Here is a 17,977-nt window from a genome sequence, read left to right as displayed (position 1 = left end):
AAATTAAAGTGGTACTAGAAGTAGCAATTTTAAATATAAAAGAAGGATTGTCTAAAGACTTTGAAGCGGCTTTTAAGCAAGCGGAAAAGGTTATTAGTACTCAGAAAGGATATGTTTCTCATCAGTTAAAAAAATGTGTTGAGCAAGAAAATAAATTTATCTTACTCGTAAACTGGGAAACAATTGAAGATCACGAAGACGGTTTTAGAAAATCTAACGAATATCAAAAATGGAAAGAGTTATTACATCATTTTTATAAACCTTTTCCAACAGTAGAACATTATATATGAAAGTGAAACAAACAAAATACATGAAATTGTCTGGTTTAGAACCATTAATTCTAAACGAAAGTAGCAATTTTATAAACGTAGGAGAACGTACAAATGTAGCCGGTTCTCGTAAGTTTTTAAGATTGATAAAAAACGAACAATTTGATGAAGCGTTAGATATTGCAAGACACCAAGTAGATGGTGGTGCGCAAATTATCGACATCAATTTTGATGACGGTTTAATTGATGGAAAAGAGGCAATGGTTCGTTTTTTAAACTTAATTGCAGCAGAACCAGATATTTGTAGAGTGCCAATTATGATTGATAGTTCTAAATGGGAAATCATAGAAGCAGGTTTGCAAGTTGTACAAGGTAAATGTGTTGTAAATTCGATATCACTTAAAGAAGGAAAAGAAAAATTTGTTTGGGAGGCAAAACAAATAAAACGTTACGGAGCAGCCGTAATTGTAATGGCTTTTGATGCAGAAGGACAGGCAGATAATTATGAACGTAGAATAGAAATTGCTAAAAAATCGTACGATATTTTAGTAGACGAAGTAGGTTTTCCTAGCGAAGATATTATTTTCGATTTAAATATATTTCCGGTTGCTACAGGGATGGATGAACACAGACGAAATGCCATCGATTTTATTGAAGCAACACGTTGGGTAAGAGAAAATTTACCCAATGCAAGTGTAAGTGGTGGTGTAAGTAACGTGTCTTTTTCTTTTAGAGGAAATGATGGAGTACGAGAAGCAATGCATTCTGTTTTCTTGTATTATGCTATTCAGGCGGGTATGAATATAGGTATTGTAAACCCTGCACTTTTAGAAGTGTATGATAACATTCCTAAAGATTTATTAGAACGTGTAGAAGATGTAATTCTTGATAGAAGAGAAGATGCTACTGAGCGTTTGTTAGATTTTGCTGAAACAGTAAAAGGATCTAAAGTAGAAAAAACGGTTGATTTATCTTGGAGAGAAAACCCTTTACAAGATAGAATTACACATGCTTTAGTAAAAGGTATTGATGCTTTTATTATTGAAGATATAGAAACCGCAAGACAAGAAGCAGAAAAACCAATTGATGTTATAGAAGGGCATTTAATGATTGGTATGAATGTGGTTGGTGATTTATTTGGAGCAGGAAAAATGTTTTTGCCACAAGTAGTAAAATCTGCTCGTGTAATGAAAAAAGCAGTAGGATATTTAAATCCGTTTATAGAAGCAGAAAAAGGAGACAAGCAAGAGCCGGTTGGTAAAATATTAATGGCCACTGTAAAAGGTGATGTGCATGATATTGGTAAAAATATTGTAAGTGTTGTTTTGGCGTGTAATAACTACGAAATTGTAGATTTAGGAGTAATGGTTCCGCCAGAAAAAATTATAGAAATGGCCATTAGCGAACGTGTTGATGCTATTGGTTTATCTGGTTTAATTACGCCTTCGTTAGATGAAATGGTGTATTTAGCAAAAGAAATGCAACGTCAAAATTTTGTTTTACCGTTGTTAATTGGAGGTGCAACAACCTCTAAAGCACACACGGCAGTTAAGATTGATACACAATATAGCAATGCGGTTGTACATGTAAATGATGCTTCTAGAGCAGTAACGGTAGTGGGAGATTTGTTAAATAAGAAATCGAGCCATTTATATACTGCGAAGTTAAAGAAAGATTATGATGAGTTTAGAACTAAGTTTTTAAAACGAGGTAAAGAAAAATCTTATATTTCTATAACAGAAGCACGTAAGAGAAAATATAAAATTGATTGGGAAACTTCAGAAATTGTAAAACCTAGAGAATTAGGGATTCAGGTTTTAAAACAACTAAGTTTAAAAGAATTATTGCCATTTATAGATTGGAGTCCGTTTTTTAGAAGTTGGGATTTACATGGTAAATTTCCAGATATTTTAACAGATAAAGTTGTTGGAGAGCAGGCTACCATTATGTATACCGAAGCCCAAGAAATGATTAAAGAAATCATAGCAAAACAATTGTTAAAACCTAAAGGAATTTTTGGATTGTTTGAGGCAAATTCTATAAATGACGATGATATTTCTATTCAGAAAAAAGGAGAGGAAATAGCAATCTTTAGAACCTTACGTCAACAATTAAAGAAAAGAGAAGGAATTCCAAATCATGCTTTGGCAGATTTTGTTGCCCCAAAAGAAACTGGTAAAACAGATTATATGGGGGCCTTTTGTGTGGGTATTTTTGGTGCACAAGAATTAGCAGAAAGCTATAGAGCAAAAGAAGACGATTATAACGCAATTATGGCACAAGCCATTGCAGATCGTTTTGCAGAAGCCATGGCAGAATATTTACATAAGCAAGTAAGAACCAAACATTGGGGATATGATATTGATGAAGGTTTAACAAATGACGATTTAATAAAAGAAAGTTATAAAGGAATTAGACCTGCACCAGGATATCCTGCTTGCCCAGATCATTTAGAAAAAGAAACGATTTGGGAGCTGTTAAAAGTAGAAGAAAATATTGGTGTTACTTTAACAGAAAGTATGGCAATGTGGCCTGGAGCTGCTGTTTCTGGTTATTATTTTGCCAATAAAGAATCTAAGTATTTTGGTTTGGGTAAAATTACAGATGATCAGGTAACAGATTATTTTACAAGAAAAGGAATTACAAAAGAAAAGGCTAGAAAATGGTTACACCCTATTTTAGCAGAAGAATAAAGTTAGTTCTTCTTTTAATAGATAAAGTATGAGTTTTATAGAGTTACATTTAGGCAGTTATGTTATTTCTCATGGTTATGATAAAAATAACAAAGAGATAATGACGCATGTTGTTGCGGAGAAATTTGGAAAGAAATTAATAGCAACATCACGAATTAAATCTTTAAGCGAAAAATATATCTTAACGGATTATGTAGATGGAAGATGGATATATTGGGAGTATAAAGAAGATTTTGAAGATGTGAAAAAACTACTAAATAGGTAGCGTTAGCGATTGAAACGGCATCCTTTTTTTGTTTAAAAAAAGATATAGTGTAAAGCGCGACCCTTGTGGTAACGCCCAAAAAATGAATAAAACATTAAATTAACAATTTGTTACATTTAAATCAATAAATAATACAATAGGAAAGTACATTTTTGCGGAAAATTTAAGAAATGAAAAGATATAGAATAGAATTAAAATTCCTTCTACAGTTTTTATTGTTATCGTTTTCTGCATTAGTTGTTGCTTACTTCTATTAAATACTGAAATAAATTCAGCATAAATGAAAGTTACAGATCACATTAAAAATGCAAACGGAAAAACGTTATTTTCTTTTGAAGTAATTCCGCCACAAAAAGGAAAAAATATTCAAGATTTATATAACAATATAGATCCTTTAATGGAATTTAAACCACCTTTTATAGACGTAACCACGTCGAGAGAAGAGTACGTGTATTTAGACAAAGGAAACGGACTTTTAGATAAGAGAATTACAAGAATGCGTCCTGGTACTGTGGGTATTTGTGCTTCTATTATGCACAAGTATCAGGTAGATGCTATTCCGCATTTATTGTGTGGAGGTTTTACAAAAGAAGAAACAGAGTATGTTTTGGTAGATTGTCATTATTTAGGATTGGATAATGTAATGGCGTTGCGTGGCGATTCTATGAAAGATGAGCCGTATTTTAAACCTGTAAAAGGAGGAAATGCTTTTGCAACAGAATTGGTAGGTCAAATTGCAAACTTAAATAGAGGGCAATATTTACATGATGATGTGCTTGTAGAACATTATTCTGATTTTTGTATTGGTGTTGCTGGGTATCCAGAAAAGCACATGGAAGCACCTTCTTTAGTGTCAGATTTAAGACGTTTAAAAGAAAAAGTAGATGCAGGTGCAGATTATGTGGTAACGCAAATGTTTTTTGATAATAACAAATATTTCGAGTTTGTAAAAGCAGCTAGAGAAATGGGGATTAATGTTCCTATTATTCCGGGTATTAAACCTTTAGCGGTTAAAAGGCATTTACAAGTTTTACCACAAGTTTTTAAAATAGATTTACCACAAGATTTAATAGACGCTGTAGATGGTTGTAAGGATAATAAAGCGGTAAGACAGGTTGGTATTGAGTTTGCAATACAACAATCTAAAGAATTATTAGCAGCAGGAGTGCCCGTTTTACACTATTATTCTATGGGGAAGAGTGATAATATACAGGCAATCGCATCGGAATTATTTTAAAAATAAAAAATTGTTTTTCTTTTAAAAAAGAAAATATTAAAATAAGAATTCATTAAAAAAAAGGCATGTATTAGTCGCTTTTTAATGAATTTTTTATTTTTAAGATAAGTACTATTTATAGACAAATAAGAAAAAGTAATTTTTTTGAAAACAAGAAAGTAAATAAAATGATTACTTTTGTAACTCAAAACAGAAATAACAATTTAAAAATATAAAAATGGCATTAGAAATAACAGACGCAAACTTTGACGAATTAGTATTAAAATCTGATAAACCAGTATTGGTAGATTTTTGGGCAGCTTGGTGTGGACCATGTAGAATGGTAGGACCAATTGTTGATGAAATTCATGCTGAGTATGAAGGAAAAGCTATTGTAGGTAAAGTTGATGTTGATGCTAACCAAGAATTTGCAGCAAAATATGGAGTACGTAACATACCAACTGTTTTAATCTTTAAAAACGGAGAGGTTGTAGATAAGCAAGTAGGTGTTGCGCCTAAAAATGTATATACAGGTAAAATTGATGCGGCTATATAATTAGTAGTATTCATTTTTTAATAAGATAAAGGTTTGGCTAACGTCAAACCTTTTTTTATTTTAGGTGTTTCGTAATTATTGTATTTAGAAGATTTGTTCTTGATTAGTAAAAGCGATTACAGATAATTTAAGAAGAGCTTAAAATATTAAAGCAAATATGAATTTATCCGAAGTAAAGTCGTCAGAAATTAAAAATCTAGACTTGTTGGCAAAGCAAGTGGTAGAAGGTTTTGTAACCGGAATTCATAAAAGTCCGTTTCATGGGTTTTCTGTAGAGTTTTCTGAGCATAAATTATACAATAAAGGAGAAAGTACACGGCATATAGATTGGAAATTATTTGCTAAAACAGAGAAGTTATATACCAAAAAGTATGAAGAAGAAACCAATTTAAGATGTCATATCATTATAGATAATTCTGCATCTATGCATTATCCTATTGTTAAAAAGCAAACGGTAGACTCTTTAAATAAAATTGGTTTTTCTGCAATAGCAGCAGCGTCTTTAATGGAAATTTTAAAAAGACAAAGAGATGCTGTTGGTTTAAGTATTTATGCTGATACCTATGAGTACTATGCGCCAGAAAAAGGAAGTGAGCGCCATAGAAAAATGTTATTACATCAATTAGAGCAATTATTAGTTTCTAAATCTAGCACATCTACGGAAACTTATAAATATTTGCATGAAATAGCAGAGAAGATACACAGGCGCTCATTAATTTTTGTTTTTACAGATATGTTTCAGCCCTATAAAGATAATGAGATTCTTTTTGAAGCTTTAAAACACCTTAAATATAACAAACACGAAGTTATTTTGTTTCATACCTATGATGGGGAAACAGAATACAACTTCAATTTTGATAATGTTCCTAAAAAGTTTATGGATGTTGAAACAGGAGAGGAGATTAACGTGTATGCCGAAAACGTTCGGGAAAAATATAAAGAATTAGTTGATACTTATTTTAATGAGTTGAAAAATAAATGTTTACAATATAAAATTGATTATGTGCCGGTAGATATTCATACAGGCTATAATGCTATTTTAACGGCTTATTTAATAAGTAGAAAAAAAAATAATTAATTTTTTCTTATTTTATGTTGTGTATGTAAAAATACATTGTATATTTGCAACCGCTAAAAGCAACGGTCTGGTAGTTCAGCTGGTTAGAATACCTGCCTGTCACGCAGGGGGTCGCGGGTTCGAGTCCCGTCCAGACCGCGAAAAGCACTTCATTTATGAGGTGCTTTTTTTGTTTATATATCTATTTTAAATAATTATAGGTTTTACTTTCTTTGTTTTTTTTAAATACAATTTTCTTTTACATGAAGATTAATTTTAAACGACTTTCTTAATCTATTAGGTTAAACTTAATATTCATGTGTGATTTTTTAGAAAAAAAACAATTTATTTTTTTAAAAAAAATTAAGTTAAAAACAACCTTACCACCTGATAATGAGTATTTTGTGTGTTTTTTTTGTGTATGGGATATTTTGTTTTATTATTTTTATTAAATAAAATAGCGATGTTTTAGAATGTTTTCTTGCAAGAATTAAAAAACATTGTATATTTGCACGCGCAATTATAAATTTTAATTGTTATGGTCCGTTCGTCTAGGGGTTAGGACGCATGGTTTTCATCCATGTAACACGGGTTCGATTCCCGTACGGACTACAAAGTTTTAATATAAAAAACTAATAAGTTAAGAATTATGGCAAATCATCAGTCAGCATTAAAGAGAATTAGAAGTAACGAAGCTAAAAGGTTACGTAACAAATATCAGCATAAAACTACTCGTAATGCTGTAAGAGACTTACGTTCTGTAGAAGATAAAGCTGATGCTGAAACTAAATTAGGTAAGGTTATATCTATGTTAGACAAGTTGGCTAAGAATAACATTATACATAAAAATAAAGCAGCTAATTTAAAATCTAAATTAACAAAGCACGTTGCTGCAATGTAAGATTTTATTAGTTTAAAATTTAAAGCTCTGAATTTATATTCAGAGCTTTTTTTTGTTTAAAATTATATGATTCGACTTCATTTAGGTAGAAAAGTAAAACTTGTTTTTTATCCTATTTATAGAAAACATTTAAGGTTGCTTTATTTTTATAGCTTACTAGCTTACTTCTTAGAAATCTCTTAATTTCTGTAAAATTGATAATTTTTTAAAAATGGAAATAGCACTAAAAGAAAATACTCTTATATTTCCAAAACTGAATTATAAATAGCACAAAATAGATGGCTGCAATAGAAAATTTAATAGTAGCTGAAGCTAAAAAACCAAGAAATGCACCAAAAGAAGCTTTTAATGCTCGGTTTGTGTCTTTGCTATCATAAAGTAATTCTCCTATAAAGGCACCCAAAAAAGCACCAATTAACATTCCGAATGGAATAGGAGAGAACAAACCGACAAATAAACCAATGGTAGTACCGTAAACCCCATATTTTGTGCCGCCAAAACGTTTTGTGCCCATTCCTGGTATAAAGTAATCGAGAATCCAAATTAGAATGGCAACGGCTAAAGTAATTCCTAAAAAAGTCCAATCCATCGGAATTATTTTAGTGGAATGTAATAAAAGTAAGCCTACCCAACTTGTTAAAGGTCCGGGTAAGACGGGTAAAAAAGCCCCAATAATGCCTAAGCAAACAAAAAGGAAGCCTAGTAGCAATAAAAATATATCCATAAAAATTTTAATAATTATACTGGTTTATTGTCTATAAACATTACAGTTTTCTAATTATAAGACGATTATAGTTAAGTTTTGTTACAAATATTATTAACTATAAAATTAGTTTAAACTAAATATTTAGTTATATTTGCATTATTGAACTAAAAACTTAGTTATAATTATGAGCAAACAATTAACAAAAGCAGAAGAGCAGATTATGCAAGTCTTATGGGATTTACAAGAAGCATCTGTAAAAGAAGTGATAGATAAATTACCAGAACCCAAACCTGCATATAATACCGTTTCTACCATTGTTAGAATTTTAGAAACGAAGGAATTTGTAGATCATAAACCAGTTGGAAGAGGTTTTTTATATTTTCCAATAATAGAAAAAGAAGCATATAGCAACCAGAGTTTACACAAATTAATGAACGGTTATTTTGATGGTTCTTTTAAAAGTATGGTTTCCTTTTTTGTGAAAGAAAATAAAATGGATGTTGCGGAATTAGAATCTATTTTAAAGGAAGTGAATAAGAAAAAGTAGGCAGTCTTTCAGTATTCAGTTGGCAGTATTTCGTCACAGTTTGCAGTTTACAAAACCTGTCATTCTGATGAGATACGAAGAGGAATCTCATTTTAGATTTCTCAATCGTCTAAAAAGACTCATTTCGAAATGACATTAAAAAAAAGCTATGATAAATTATATTCTACAAGTCATATTATTTCAAGTATTATTTTTGGCTATTTATGATTTCTTTTTAAGTAAAGAAACCTTTTTTACAAAAAACAGATGGTATTTAATTAGTACACCCATTGTATCTTTTATTTTACCCTTTATTAAAATTCCGACGTTTCAAAAAGCGGTTCCAGAAGAGTTTATTATTTATTTACCAGAAATTGTTTTATCACCAGAAAAAGTTATTCAGGATGTTATTCAAGAAACGAGTTTGTATCAATCTATAAATTATGCACACCTTTTATTTTGGTTTGGATTCAGTATTTTTTTGATGCTTTTTTTAATAAAATTGTTTAAAATAACAAACCTAATTAGAAGAAGCGAACTTGTAAAAAAAGCGAATCACACTTTAGTTCTAATACCAAATCAAACCAAAGCATTTTCTTTTTTCAACTTTATCTTTATAGGAAAAGAAATTCCAAAGTCTCAACAAGCACAAATTATTGCACACGAATTGGTGCACAGTAAGCAAAAGCATTCTTTGGATTTATTATTCTTCGAATTTTTAAAAATCCTAATGTGGTTTAACCCAATGATTTTTATTTATCAAAAGAGAATAACACTCATTCACGAGTATATTTCTGACGAAGTAGCTGCAAAGTCTGAAACAAAAGAAATTTATATCAATAACTTATTATCCAACTTTTTTCAAGTTGAAAACATTGCCTTTGTGAACCAATTTTATAAAAAAACCTTAATCAAAAAAAGAATTATTATGATGAAAAAGACACAATCAAAAAAAATGAATCAGTTAAAGTATTTGGTGTTAATTCCGGTATTGGCGAGTATGTTATTTTACACTTCTTGTGTAGAAAATGAAGTAAAGGAAGATGTTGTTGTAAAAAAAGAGTTGCAAACTAGATACTTTGAAATGAAGGATGGTGTAACTGCTACAAAGGGTAAAAATGAAACTTATTTGGATTCTTATTTTGGATCTAGAATTCCTGAAGGAGTAGAAGTTAGTGTGAGTGACCTTACTGTTGAAGAAAGAGAGGAATACGATGAAATTATGAATAGATTTAATTCTGTAAAGAATGAAAAATATTCTACCATGTATAAACATAAGATTTATAAAAAGAAAAATGGAAGAAAAACTTTAGCAACCATTCTTGATTTTTCTAAAATGCCAAGAAATAGTGAGGAACAATTGGTAGAAACGGAAGAAGTTTCATTTATGGCTATAGATAAAGTACCAACTTTTCCAGGTTGTGAATCTGGTGATAAAGATTGTTTTTCTATAATGGTTAGAAAACATTTTACAAGAAATTTTAATGCAGATTTACCAAATCAATTGGGTTTAAAAGCAGGGAAGAAAAGGATTTTTATAGGTTTTAAAATTGATAAAGAGGGGAATGTAGTAGATGTAAATGTAAGAGCACCACATAAAGATCTTAAGGAAGAAGTTATTGGGGTAATGAATACGTTGCCTAAAATGATTCCTGGTGAACAAGATGGTAAAAGAGTAGGTGTAAAATATTCAATTCCGGTTTCAATAATAGTAAATTAATACATCTATGAAAAGGAAAAATTAAGTGTATAATTATTTGAAATAGTTAAAGTCGAGGTGTAAGCTTCGGCTTTTTTATTTTAAATATAAGTTGTTTTAAAACTAAAAAAGGGCTTTATTTTTCTGTCTAAAAAGTTTAGAACACAAGTCGACAAAATTTAGTAAATTCACACTCTAAATAAAAGTATGTTTTTAAGGGGTTTATCTTTTTTACTAATGTTGGTTTTTATCACTTCGTGTGATTTAATTTGTCCTCCAAAGGATAAAAATACAGTAGATTTAGATACTATTGTAGATTTTTCTTCGGTAGATACTTTTCCTTCTTTTAAAACTTGTGATGCGATTATTGATAAACAAGAAAAAATGGATTGTTTTAGAACAACCATTCATCAGAAAATAGGTTCGGAGTTGCAAAAAAACTCATTGTCTATCAAGGAGTCTATTGATGAAATTATTTATGTTGATTTAGTTATAAATGCAGAAGGAGTTTTCTTGTTAGGTGCTATTCAGTCTTCAGATACCATAAAAAGAGAATTGCCCAAACTAGATAGTTTACTTAAGGCATGTGTAGAGAAATTGCCCAAAATTTATCCTGCAAACAAAAGAGGTATCCCCGTTACTACAAAATATAGGTTGCCAATTAGAATTCAATTAAAAGAATAAAAAAGATAGAATTTATTATTAATTAGTTATTTTTTTAATATAGAGAAAATAGCTTTATTTTAAAGCTATTTTTTTTATAGATATGCTTTTTTTTTAGTGCATAATTTATTTTTTAAATGATTTTTATATAGTAAATATAGCGGTTTCGTAATAATTGCTTTACAAAATGAGAATTATGGTAACATTAAATTAATTTATATTTAATGTTTTATATTTACGGTAATAAAAATTCTTTTTAACCTTCTTTGTCTTATAAAATAAGAATAAGTTCTTGTTTTATAAGACAAAAGTATTTTTAGAAATAAGTAAATTAGTATAATTTTTATGAACAACCATTTTTTAATAGCGCAAATAAAAAAGAAAGATACCGTTGCTTTTAAAAAATGTTACGATTTATTTTTTCAGGATTTAGTAATTTTTGCTAATAGATATGTATCAGATTTTTCAGTTAGTGAAGATGTTGTTCAAGAAGTATTTGTTTATATATGGGAACACTCAGAAAAAATAGAAATAAAAACATCATTTAAAGCCTACTTATTTGTGATGGTTAAAAATAGATGTTTGAATCATTTAAAAGCTATAAAAATTACTGATAACCAAGATTACATAGAGTATAGTAGGTCTTTAATTGATCGTGTAGAAATACTTAATTTTACAGAAGAGAACAATACTCTTTATTTAAAGGTTTTAGCAATTGTAGATGAGATGCCATTAAAAATGCAAAAAATTTTTAAATTAAAGTTTATAGAAGATTATAAGTATAATGAAATTGCAGAAGAACTAAATATTTCTCTAAATACGGTTAAAACACAGTTAAAAAGAGCTAAAATAAAGATTAATGATTCTTTAGTGATTTTGCTTTTTTGGTTAATATTTATCAATGTTTTTGTCTTGATGTTAGTTTAATTTGAATTTTTTTTAAAATTTATTGCTTTTTTTGTCACCCTTTTTTAGTTTTACATTGTCTTTAGTGTATAGTATTTAATTACAAATTATAATTACACTTAAAAAAAGACATTTTTAAAATGGAATTTTTCTTAATAATAAAAAAGATAAACAATACGCTTTCTGAAGAAGAAAACGTAGAGTTTGATAAATGGTATTCAGAATCTGAAAAACATAGAGCGTATTTTAAAAGTGTACAAGCAAACAAGAATTCTGAAAAATACCTTTTTGATAAAGAAAAGAATTGGAATGCAATAAAGGGTAAAGCAAAAATCACAAAAAAAACAATTTGGAAATATTATGCGGCAGCAGCTTCAATTGCATTATTATTTTCAATATCTTATTTGTTAAATCCACTAAATAAAAAAGTAAAAACGTCAAAAACAACTATTCATTCAGGTTACAGTAACAAGGCTATATTAACTTTAGATGATGGTAAAGAAATACTTCTTTCTAATGATCATAAAATAGAAAATGCTCTTTTTAAAAGTGATGATAAAAGTATTGCATACAAAAAAAACAGTACAAAGGAATCTAAAGAAGTTACAACTCAACCTGAAATTACCTACAATTACCTAACAACAAAAAAAGGAGGAGAATTTTCTTTAACCTTGGCAGATGGAACTAAAGTGTGGTTAAATTCAGAATCTAAGCTTAAATATCCGGTAAACTTTATTAAGGGACAACCAAGAACTGTAGAGTTAATTTATGGGGAAGCTTATTTTGAAGTTTCATCAAGTAAAAATAATTTTGGAGATGGCTTTAGTGTTTTAAATTCTTTACAGAAAGTATCTGTTTTAGGAACCCATTTTAATATAAAAGCATATCCAGATGATCATTTAATAACTACTACATTAATAGAAGGTAAGGTAGTTGTAGAAAATAATAAAAACCATAAAATGTATTTAGAATCTAATCAAGAGATAACTTTAAATGTCTTAACATTAGAAATGCAAAAGAAGTACGTAGATGCAAAAGATAAAATTTATTGGGTAAATGGGTATTTTAATTTTGAGAATACTTCTTTGTTAGAAATCACAAAAATACTTTCTAGATGTTATGATGTTAACATCTCTTTTGAAAATCACAAAATAGAAGATTTAAGATTTAATGGAGTTTTAAGTAAAAAGCAAGATATAAAATCTGTCTTAGATGCAATTATAAATACAACAGATATTACTTATGAAATAAATAATACAAAAATTAAATTTAGAAAATAAAAAGGAACGTGGTTTACCTATCTCTCACAATATTAAAACCACAATTCCTTAGGTTCATGCTTATTAATAATTAAACACTTAACAAATTTATGGAAATTAAATTTATTGGAGACTTTTTTCTGTTGCGAAAAAAGCTATTAACAACTATTATGAAAACGTTCATATACCTATTCTGCGCAATCTCGTTTGCATTTGTGCCCAGCGAGGGAGTTTCTCAAAACGCAAAAATTAAAATAGACACAGATAAAACCATATCTGTAGAGGAAGTTTTTGACTTAATTAAAAAGCAAACAGATTACACGTTTGTTTACGAAAACAGTATCTTTAAAAAACTACCTAAAGTTAGTTTACACAAGGGTATTATTATTGTAAAAGATCTTTTAGATAAAAGTTTAGAAGCAAGTAATGTTATTTATCAATTTAATAAAAATGGTTCAATTTTATTAAAGAAAAAACCAGTACAACAAAAAGTTTCTGGTGTTTTAGTTGATGATAAAGGCATGCCGGTTATGGGAGCATCTGTACGTGTAAAAGCAACAGGTGTTGGTACGGCTACAGATTTTAATGGAGAATTTTCTATACCAGCTTCTAAAGGAGATGTATTGGTTTTTCAATCTTTAGGTTTTCAATCTAAAGAAGTTGTGGTTGGTAGTTTGTTTGTAATAAAGGTAATCTTACAAGAATCATCAGAAAACTTAGCAGAAATTGTTATCACAACAGGTTACGATAAAATTAACAAGAAAAGTTTTACAGGAGCAGCAACAACAATTAAGTCGGCAGATTTAAAAATTGATGGTATAAATGATGTAAGTAGAATGTTAGAAGGTAAAGTAGCCGGTGTTGTTGTACAGAATATTACAGGAACTTTTGGTGCAGCACCTCAAATTACAATTAGAGGTTCTTCTTCTGTTTTTGGTAACAATAACCCATTGTACGTTATAGATGGTGTGGTGCAAGAAGATATTGTAGAGCAAGATTTAGATGCCTTAACTTCTGGGGATGCTTCTACTTTAATTAGTTCTTCTATTGCAGGTGTAAATGCTACAGATATAGAAAAAATAGATATTTTAAAAGATGCTTCTGCAACCTCTATTTATGGTGCAAGAGCAAGAAATGGAGTTGTAGTTATAACTACTAAAAGTGGTAAAAGAGAGAGCCCTTTAAAAGTAAGTTATACTTTAGAACAAACAGTAAGAGATATTCCATCGTATTCTCAATACGATATTTTAGACTCTAAAGAAACCATTGGTGTTTTAGAAGGCTTAAGAAGTCAAGGTTATTTAAGATTACCAGATGTAGGTAATTCTAGATTTTCTGGAGTTTATGGTATTCTAGAAAAGAAAATTAATAGCTATTCTAATGGTGGTTTTGGAGTGCCAAATACGGCAGAAGGAAGAAGTGCTTTTTTAAAGGATTATGAATTAGCAAATACCAATTGGTTTAAAAAATTGTTTAGACAGTCTTTAATGCAAAATCATACACTAAACTTTACAGGAGGTGGAGAAAACAATTCTTTTTATGCATCTATAGGTTTTTTACACGATCCAGGGTGGTCTGTTGCCGATAAAGTATCTAGAATAACAACTAATTTAAAGAATACATTTTACTTTTCAGATAAGTTTAACTTATCAATTGCTACAGTTGCCTCTGTTAGAAATCAAAAAGCACCAGGTTCTTTTAATAGAGAAGCCAATGTTGTAGACGGTCAGTTTAGTAGAAATTTTGATATTAATCCATTTAGTTATGCATTAAATACTTCTAGAGCTTTAAGACCAAGAGATAATGATGGTAATTTAGAATATTACACAAATAATTGGGCACCGTTTAATATTTTAGAAGAATTAGAAAACAACACATTAGATTTAGATGTAAAAGATATTCGTTTTCAATTAGATGCTTCTTATAAAATATCAGATAATATTACATACGATTTAAATGCATCTGCTAGATACGTAAATAGTGTTAGAGAGCATCAAATTAGAGAAAACTCTAATGTTGTTAAAGCTTATAATGCCGATGAAACAAGTGTAATAGCAAATGCAAATATCTTTTTATATAGAGATCCAAATAATTTAGATGCAGTTCCTGTTCCTGTTTTTCCAGAAGGAGGTTTATATCGTAAATTTGATAACAGTTTAACCTCTTATTATGTTAGAAATAGTTTTCAGTTAAAAAAAGAGTTTAATGAAAAACATGATTTTAATGCTTTATTAGGTCAAGAATTAAGATATGTAGATAGAAATAACGAGAATTTTACAGGCTATGGTTTGCAATATGAAAATGGATTTGTACCATTTACAGATGCTAGATTATTAGAAAAAGTAATTGCAGAAGGAGGAAACTATTTTGGCTTAGGAAGAGATAGAGAAAGAACAGTAGCTTTCTTTGGTAGAACAACTTATACTTACAATAACAAATATGTTTTTTCTTTAACAGGAAGATATGATGGCTCTAACAGACAAGGTAGAAGCACCAAATCTAGATGGTTGCCTACAGGTACTGTAAGTGCAAAATGGAATGCAACTGAAGAGAATTTTATACAAAAATCAGACGTTATTAATAACTTGCAATTTAGAGCTTCTTATGGTTTAAGTGCTTCTCCTGGTCCTGCTACCAACTCTTTGGCTATTTTTAGAAGTGAAATTACAGATAGATTAACACCTACGGAAAGAGAAACGTATTTAGATATTCAAGATTTAGAAAACTCAGAATTAACTTGGGAAAAACAAAACGAATTAAATATTGGTGTAGACTTAGGTTTATTTAATAATAGAATTCAATTTACAGCAGATGTATATAAAAGAGATATTTTTGATAATATAGATTTTGTAAGAACTTCTGGTATTGGAGGTGAATTTGTTAAAAGAGGAAACAATTCTGATACCACTCAAAAAGGTATCGAATTTGCTTTAACATCAACAAACGTAAAAACAGATAATTTTAGTTGGACTTCTTCTTTTAATTTCTCTTTTTTCGATCAAAAAATAACAAAACTTCAAAATACACCTAGAGTAATAGATGTTGTTGGTTTACAAGGAGGGCAGTTAGAAGGATATCCAAATAATTCTTTATTTTCTTTTCAATTTGATGGATTAAATTCAGACGGTATTCCAACATTTGTTTTACCAGAAGGAGATAACCCTGTTACCGATGTAGATTTTCAAGACAGTTCTAATATTACAGATTATTTAGTGTACAATGGTTCTGTGTTACCAAACATAGCGGGGGGTATTTCAAATTCATTTAAATATAAAAATTGGGATTTGAATATGTTAATTACAGGATCTGGTGGTAATGTGGTAAGGTTAAACCCTTCTTTAGATAACTTTTATTCTGGTACAAATGTATTTACAAAAAGTAGTGTAAATAGATGGCTTTTACCTGGTGATGAAAATGTTACCAATATTCCTAAAGTTATAGATGTTAGAGATAATAATATTTACAATAGTAGCGATTTATCTAGAGCTTATAATGCTTATAATTTTTCTGATGCAAGAGTTGCAGACGGAGATTTCTTAAGAATGAAAAGTATTTCTTTAGGATATAGTTTTAATAAAGATGTATTAGATAAACTAAGCCTTTCTCATTTAAAAATAAAATTTCAAGGAACTAACTTGTTTTTATTGTATTCAGATGATAAATTAAATGGTCAAGATCCAGAATTTTATGGCACAGGTGGTGTTGCTTTACCTATAACTAGACAGTTTACAATGTCTTTAAATATTGGACTATAAAATAAATTATAATGAAAAAAATACAGACAAATATTTTAAAAATAACCACAATTATATTTTTATTTTTAATAATTAGTTGTGATGATTATTTATCTGAATTACCAGATAATAGAGCAGAAATAGATTCTCCAGAAAAAATAAGTGGTTTAGTTACCGGTGCTTATTCAGAAGGAAATTATCAATTAATGGCAGAAATAATGTCAGACAATGCTACTTCTAGATCAAATATAAGAAGTTACATAAATGTTTTTCTTGGAGAACAAATGTTTACTTGGAGTACTAGTTTAGCTGATGACCAAGATACACCAACATTTTTTTGGTCTAATACTTATGAAGCAATTGCACAAGCTAACCAAGCTTTAGCTTCTATAAAAGAATTAGAAGGACAATCTAATTTAGATGCGCAAAAAGGAGAAGCTTTGCTAGCAAGAGCATATGCACATTTTATGTTAGTTAATTTTTGGGGTAAACATTATAATCCAACTACTTCAGAATCAGATTTAGGAATTCCTTATGTAACAGAACCAGAAACGGCTTTAATACAAAGTTATACTAGAAATACAGTTGCAGAAGTGTATGATTTGGTAGAGAAAGATTTATTAGAGGGAATGGATTTAATACAAGATAGAGAAAAAAATGCTAAATTTCATTTTTCTAAAGCAGCTGCAAATGCTTTTGCTACTAGGTTTTATCAATATAAAGGAGATTGGGTTGAGGTTATTTCTTATGCCAATAAAATTCTTACCAATCCTAAATCGCAAATAAGAGATTTACTTGCATATCAAAATTTATCTTATTCGCAAAGAACACTTCAATATAGCAATTCTTTAGAAGATTCAAATATTCTTGTAAGCTCTACAATGTCTTGGTGGGCAAGAAATTTTTGGAGAACTAATTATGGGTTATCAAATTTAAATTCTGATGCCATATTTGAGGCAGACAACCCTTTTGGTAAAGGTTGGGCTTATGATATTTTTGGTTCTGTAGAAGGGTTTAATTTACCTAAGTTTGATGAGTATTTTAAAATAACAAATCAATCTGCAGGTACTGGTAGAGGTTTTACTAGTCAGGTTTTATTTGGTTATGATGAAGTACTTTTAAATAGAGCAGAAGCTTATGCTATGCTAGAAGATTATACTAACTGTTTAAAAGATTTAAATGATTTTTTATCAAAGAAAACAGAAGGACATGATAGTGCTACAGATGTTTTAACTGAAGAGATGGTGGTTAACATGTTTCCTGTAACAAAAGATGAATTAACGCCTTTTTATTCTTTTAAAGATGATAAACAAATTTCTTTTATTAATGCTATTTTAAAATTCAGACAAAAAGAATTTTATCACGAAGGGGTAAGATGGTTTGATGTTAGACGATTTAACATTGCCATAAAAAGATATTATAGAAAAGAGGATAGAGATGTAGAATTGGCTAAAGAAGATTTAAGAAAACAATTACAAATACCAGAGTCTGCAATAAACTTTGGATTAACACCAAATCCTAGATAAT

General features: G+C 29.3%; 15 protein-coding genes and 2 tRNA genes. 16 read left to right on the top strand and 1 reads right to left on the bottom strand.

All coding sequences use genetic code 11. The features are described from left to right. Positions 1-8 precede the first annotated feature (8 nt). The 9 genes from WG951_RS07655 to rpsT all read left to right on the top strand — a co-directional run bounded on the left by WG951_RS07655 (position 9) and on the right by rpsT (position 6,957). Positions 9-290, top strand: a complete 282-nt coding sequence (locus tag WG951_RS07655) for an antibiotic biosynthesis monooxygenase family protein (RefSeq protein ID WP_105050355.1) — start codon at positions 9-11, stop codon at positions 288-290. After that, on the top strand, positions 287-2,962 hold the full coding sequence (gene metH / locus WG951_RS07650; protein WP_105050356.1) for a methionine synthase: 2,676 nt from the start codon (positions 287-289) through the stop codon (positions 2,960-2,962). Before WG951_RS07655 ends, metH begins: the two co-directional genes overlap by 4 nt. A 28-nt stretch (positions 2,963-2,990) precedes the next feature. Further along, complete coding sequence (locus WG951_RS07645) at positions 2,991-3,227, top strand: hypothetical protein (RefSeq protein WP_105050357.1); 237 nt, start codon at positions 2,991-2,993, stop codon at positions 3,225-3,227. Between the two features lie 280 nt (positions 3,228-3,507). Next, complete coding sequence (gene metF, locus WG951_RS07640; protein WP_105050358.1) at positions 3,508-4,464, top strand: methylenetetrahydrofolate reductase [NAD(P)H]; 957 nt, start codon at positions 3,508-3,510, stop codon at positions 4,462-4,464. A 217-nt stretch (positions 4,465-4,681) separates the two neighbouring features. Beyond that, positions 4,682-4,999, top strand: coding sequence for a thioredoxin (gene trxA, locus WG951_RS07635; protein ID WP_036823499.1), 318 nt, complete (start codon positions 4,682-4,684; stop codon positions 4,997-4,999). A gap of 157 nt (positions 5,000-5,156) precedes the next feature. Further along, positions 5,157-6,077 (top strand): DUF58 domain-containing protein, encoded by a 921-nt coding sequence (locus tag WG951_RS07630; RefSeq protein ID WP_105050359.1) that lies wholly within the window; start codon positions 5,157-5,159, stop codon positions 6,075-6,077. 64 nt (positions 6,078-6,141) lie between these two features. Next, a tRNA-Asp gene (locus tag WG951_RS07625) sits at positions 6,142-6,215 on the top strand. A 381-nt stretch (positions 6,216-6,596) separates the two neighbouring features. Then, a tRNA-Glu gene (locus WG951_RS07620) sits at positions 6,597-6,668 on the top strand. A 37-nt stretch (positions 6,669-6,705) separates the two neighbouring features. Continuing rightward, positions 6,706-6,957 (top strand): 30S ribosomal protein S20, encoded by a 252-nt coding sequence (gene rpsT, locus WG951_RS07615; RefSeq protein ID WP_105050360.1) that lies wholly within the window; start codon positions 6,706-6,708, stop codon positions 6,955-6,957. Positions 6,958-7,180: 223 nt separating this feature from the next. On the opposite strand, the gene WG951_RS07610 is transcribed toward rpsT, so the two are convergent. Continuing rightward, complete coding sequence (locus WG951_RS07610; protein ID WP_105050361.1) at positions 7,181-7,681, bottom strand: DUF456 domain-containing protein; 501 nt, start codon at positions 7,679-7,681, stop codon at positions 7,181-7,183. A 166-nt stretch (positions 7,682-7,847) separates the two neighbouring features. Here WG951_RS07610 and WG951_RS07605 point away from each other — a divergent pair, with 166 nt between their 5' ends. The 7 genes from WG951_RS07605 to WG951_RS07575 all read left to right on the top strand — a co-directional run bounded on the left by WG951_RS07605 (position 7,848) and on the right by WG951_RS07575 (position 17,976). Further along, positions 7,848-8,210, top strand: a complete 363-nt coding sequence (locus tag WG951_RS07605; protein WP_105050362.1) for a BlaI/MecI/CopY family transcriptional regulator — start codon at positions 7,848-7,850, stop codon at positions 8,208-8,210. 148 nt (positions 8,211-8,358) lie between these two features. Next, positions 8,359-9,909, top strand: coding sequence for a M56 family metallopeptidase (locus WG951_RS07600; RefSeq protein WP_105050363.1), 1,551 nt, complete (start codon positions 8,359-8,361; stop codon positions 9,907-9,909). 186 nt (positions 9,910-10,095) lie between these two features. After that, complete coding sequence (locus WG951_RS07595; protein WP_105050364.1) at positions 10,096-10,572, top strand: hypothetical protein; 477 nt, start codon at positions 10,096-10,098, stop codon at positions 10,570-10,572. A gap of 324 nt (positions 10,573-10,896) precedes the next feature. Continuing rightward, a complete protein-coding gene (locus WG951_RS07590; RefSeq protein ID WP_105050365.1) occupies positions 10,897-11,478 on the top strand; it encodes an RNA polymerase sigma-70 factor in 582 nt (193 codons plus the stop codon). A gap of 119 nt (positions 11,479-11,597) precedes the next feature. Further along, positions 11,598-12,737 carry a FecR family protein gene (locus WG951_RS07585; RefSeq protein ID WP_105050366.1) on the top strand — a complete coding sequence of 380 codons (1,140 nt, stop codon included), beginning with the start codon at positions 11,598-11,600 and terminating at the stop codon, positions 12,735-12,737. A 149-nt stretch (positions 12,738-12,886) separates the two neighbouring features. After that, positions 12,887-16,471: a SusC/RagA family TonB-linked outer membrane protein gene (locus WG951_RS07580; protein WP_105050367.1), complete on the top strand. Its 3,585-nt coding sequence runs from the start codon at positions 12,887-12,889 to the stop codon at positions 16,469-16,471. 11 nt (positions 16,472-16,482) lie between these two features. Continuing rightward, positions 16,483-17,976 (top strand): RagB/SusD family nutrient uptake outer membrane protein, encoded by a 1,494-nt coding sequence (locus tag WG951_RS07575; RefSeq protein WP_105050368.1) that lies wholly within the window; start codon positions 16,483-16,485, stop codon positions 17,974-17,976. Position 17,977 lies beyond the last annotated feature (1 nt).

The sequence above is a fragment of the Polaribacter butkevichii genome (assembly GCF_038024105.1).
GTDB classification, from domain to species: domain Bacteria; phylum Bacteroidota; class Bacteroidia; order Flavobacteriales; family Flavobacteriaceae; genus Polaribacter; species Polaribacter butkevichii.
Note: the sequence above shows the minus strand (reverse complement) of the source record. Positions and strands in the feature narration are given on the sequence as shown.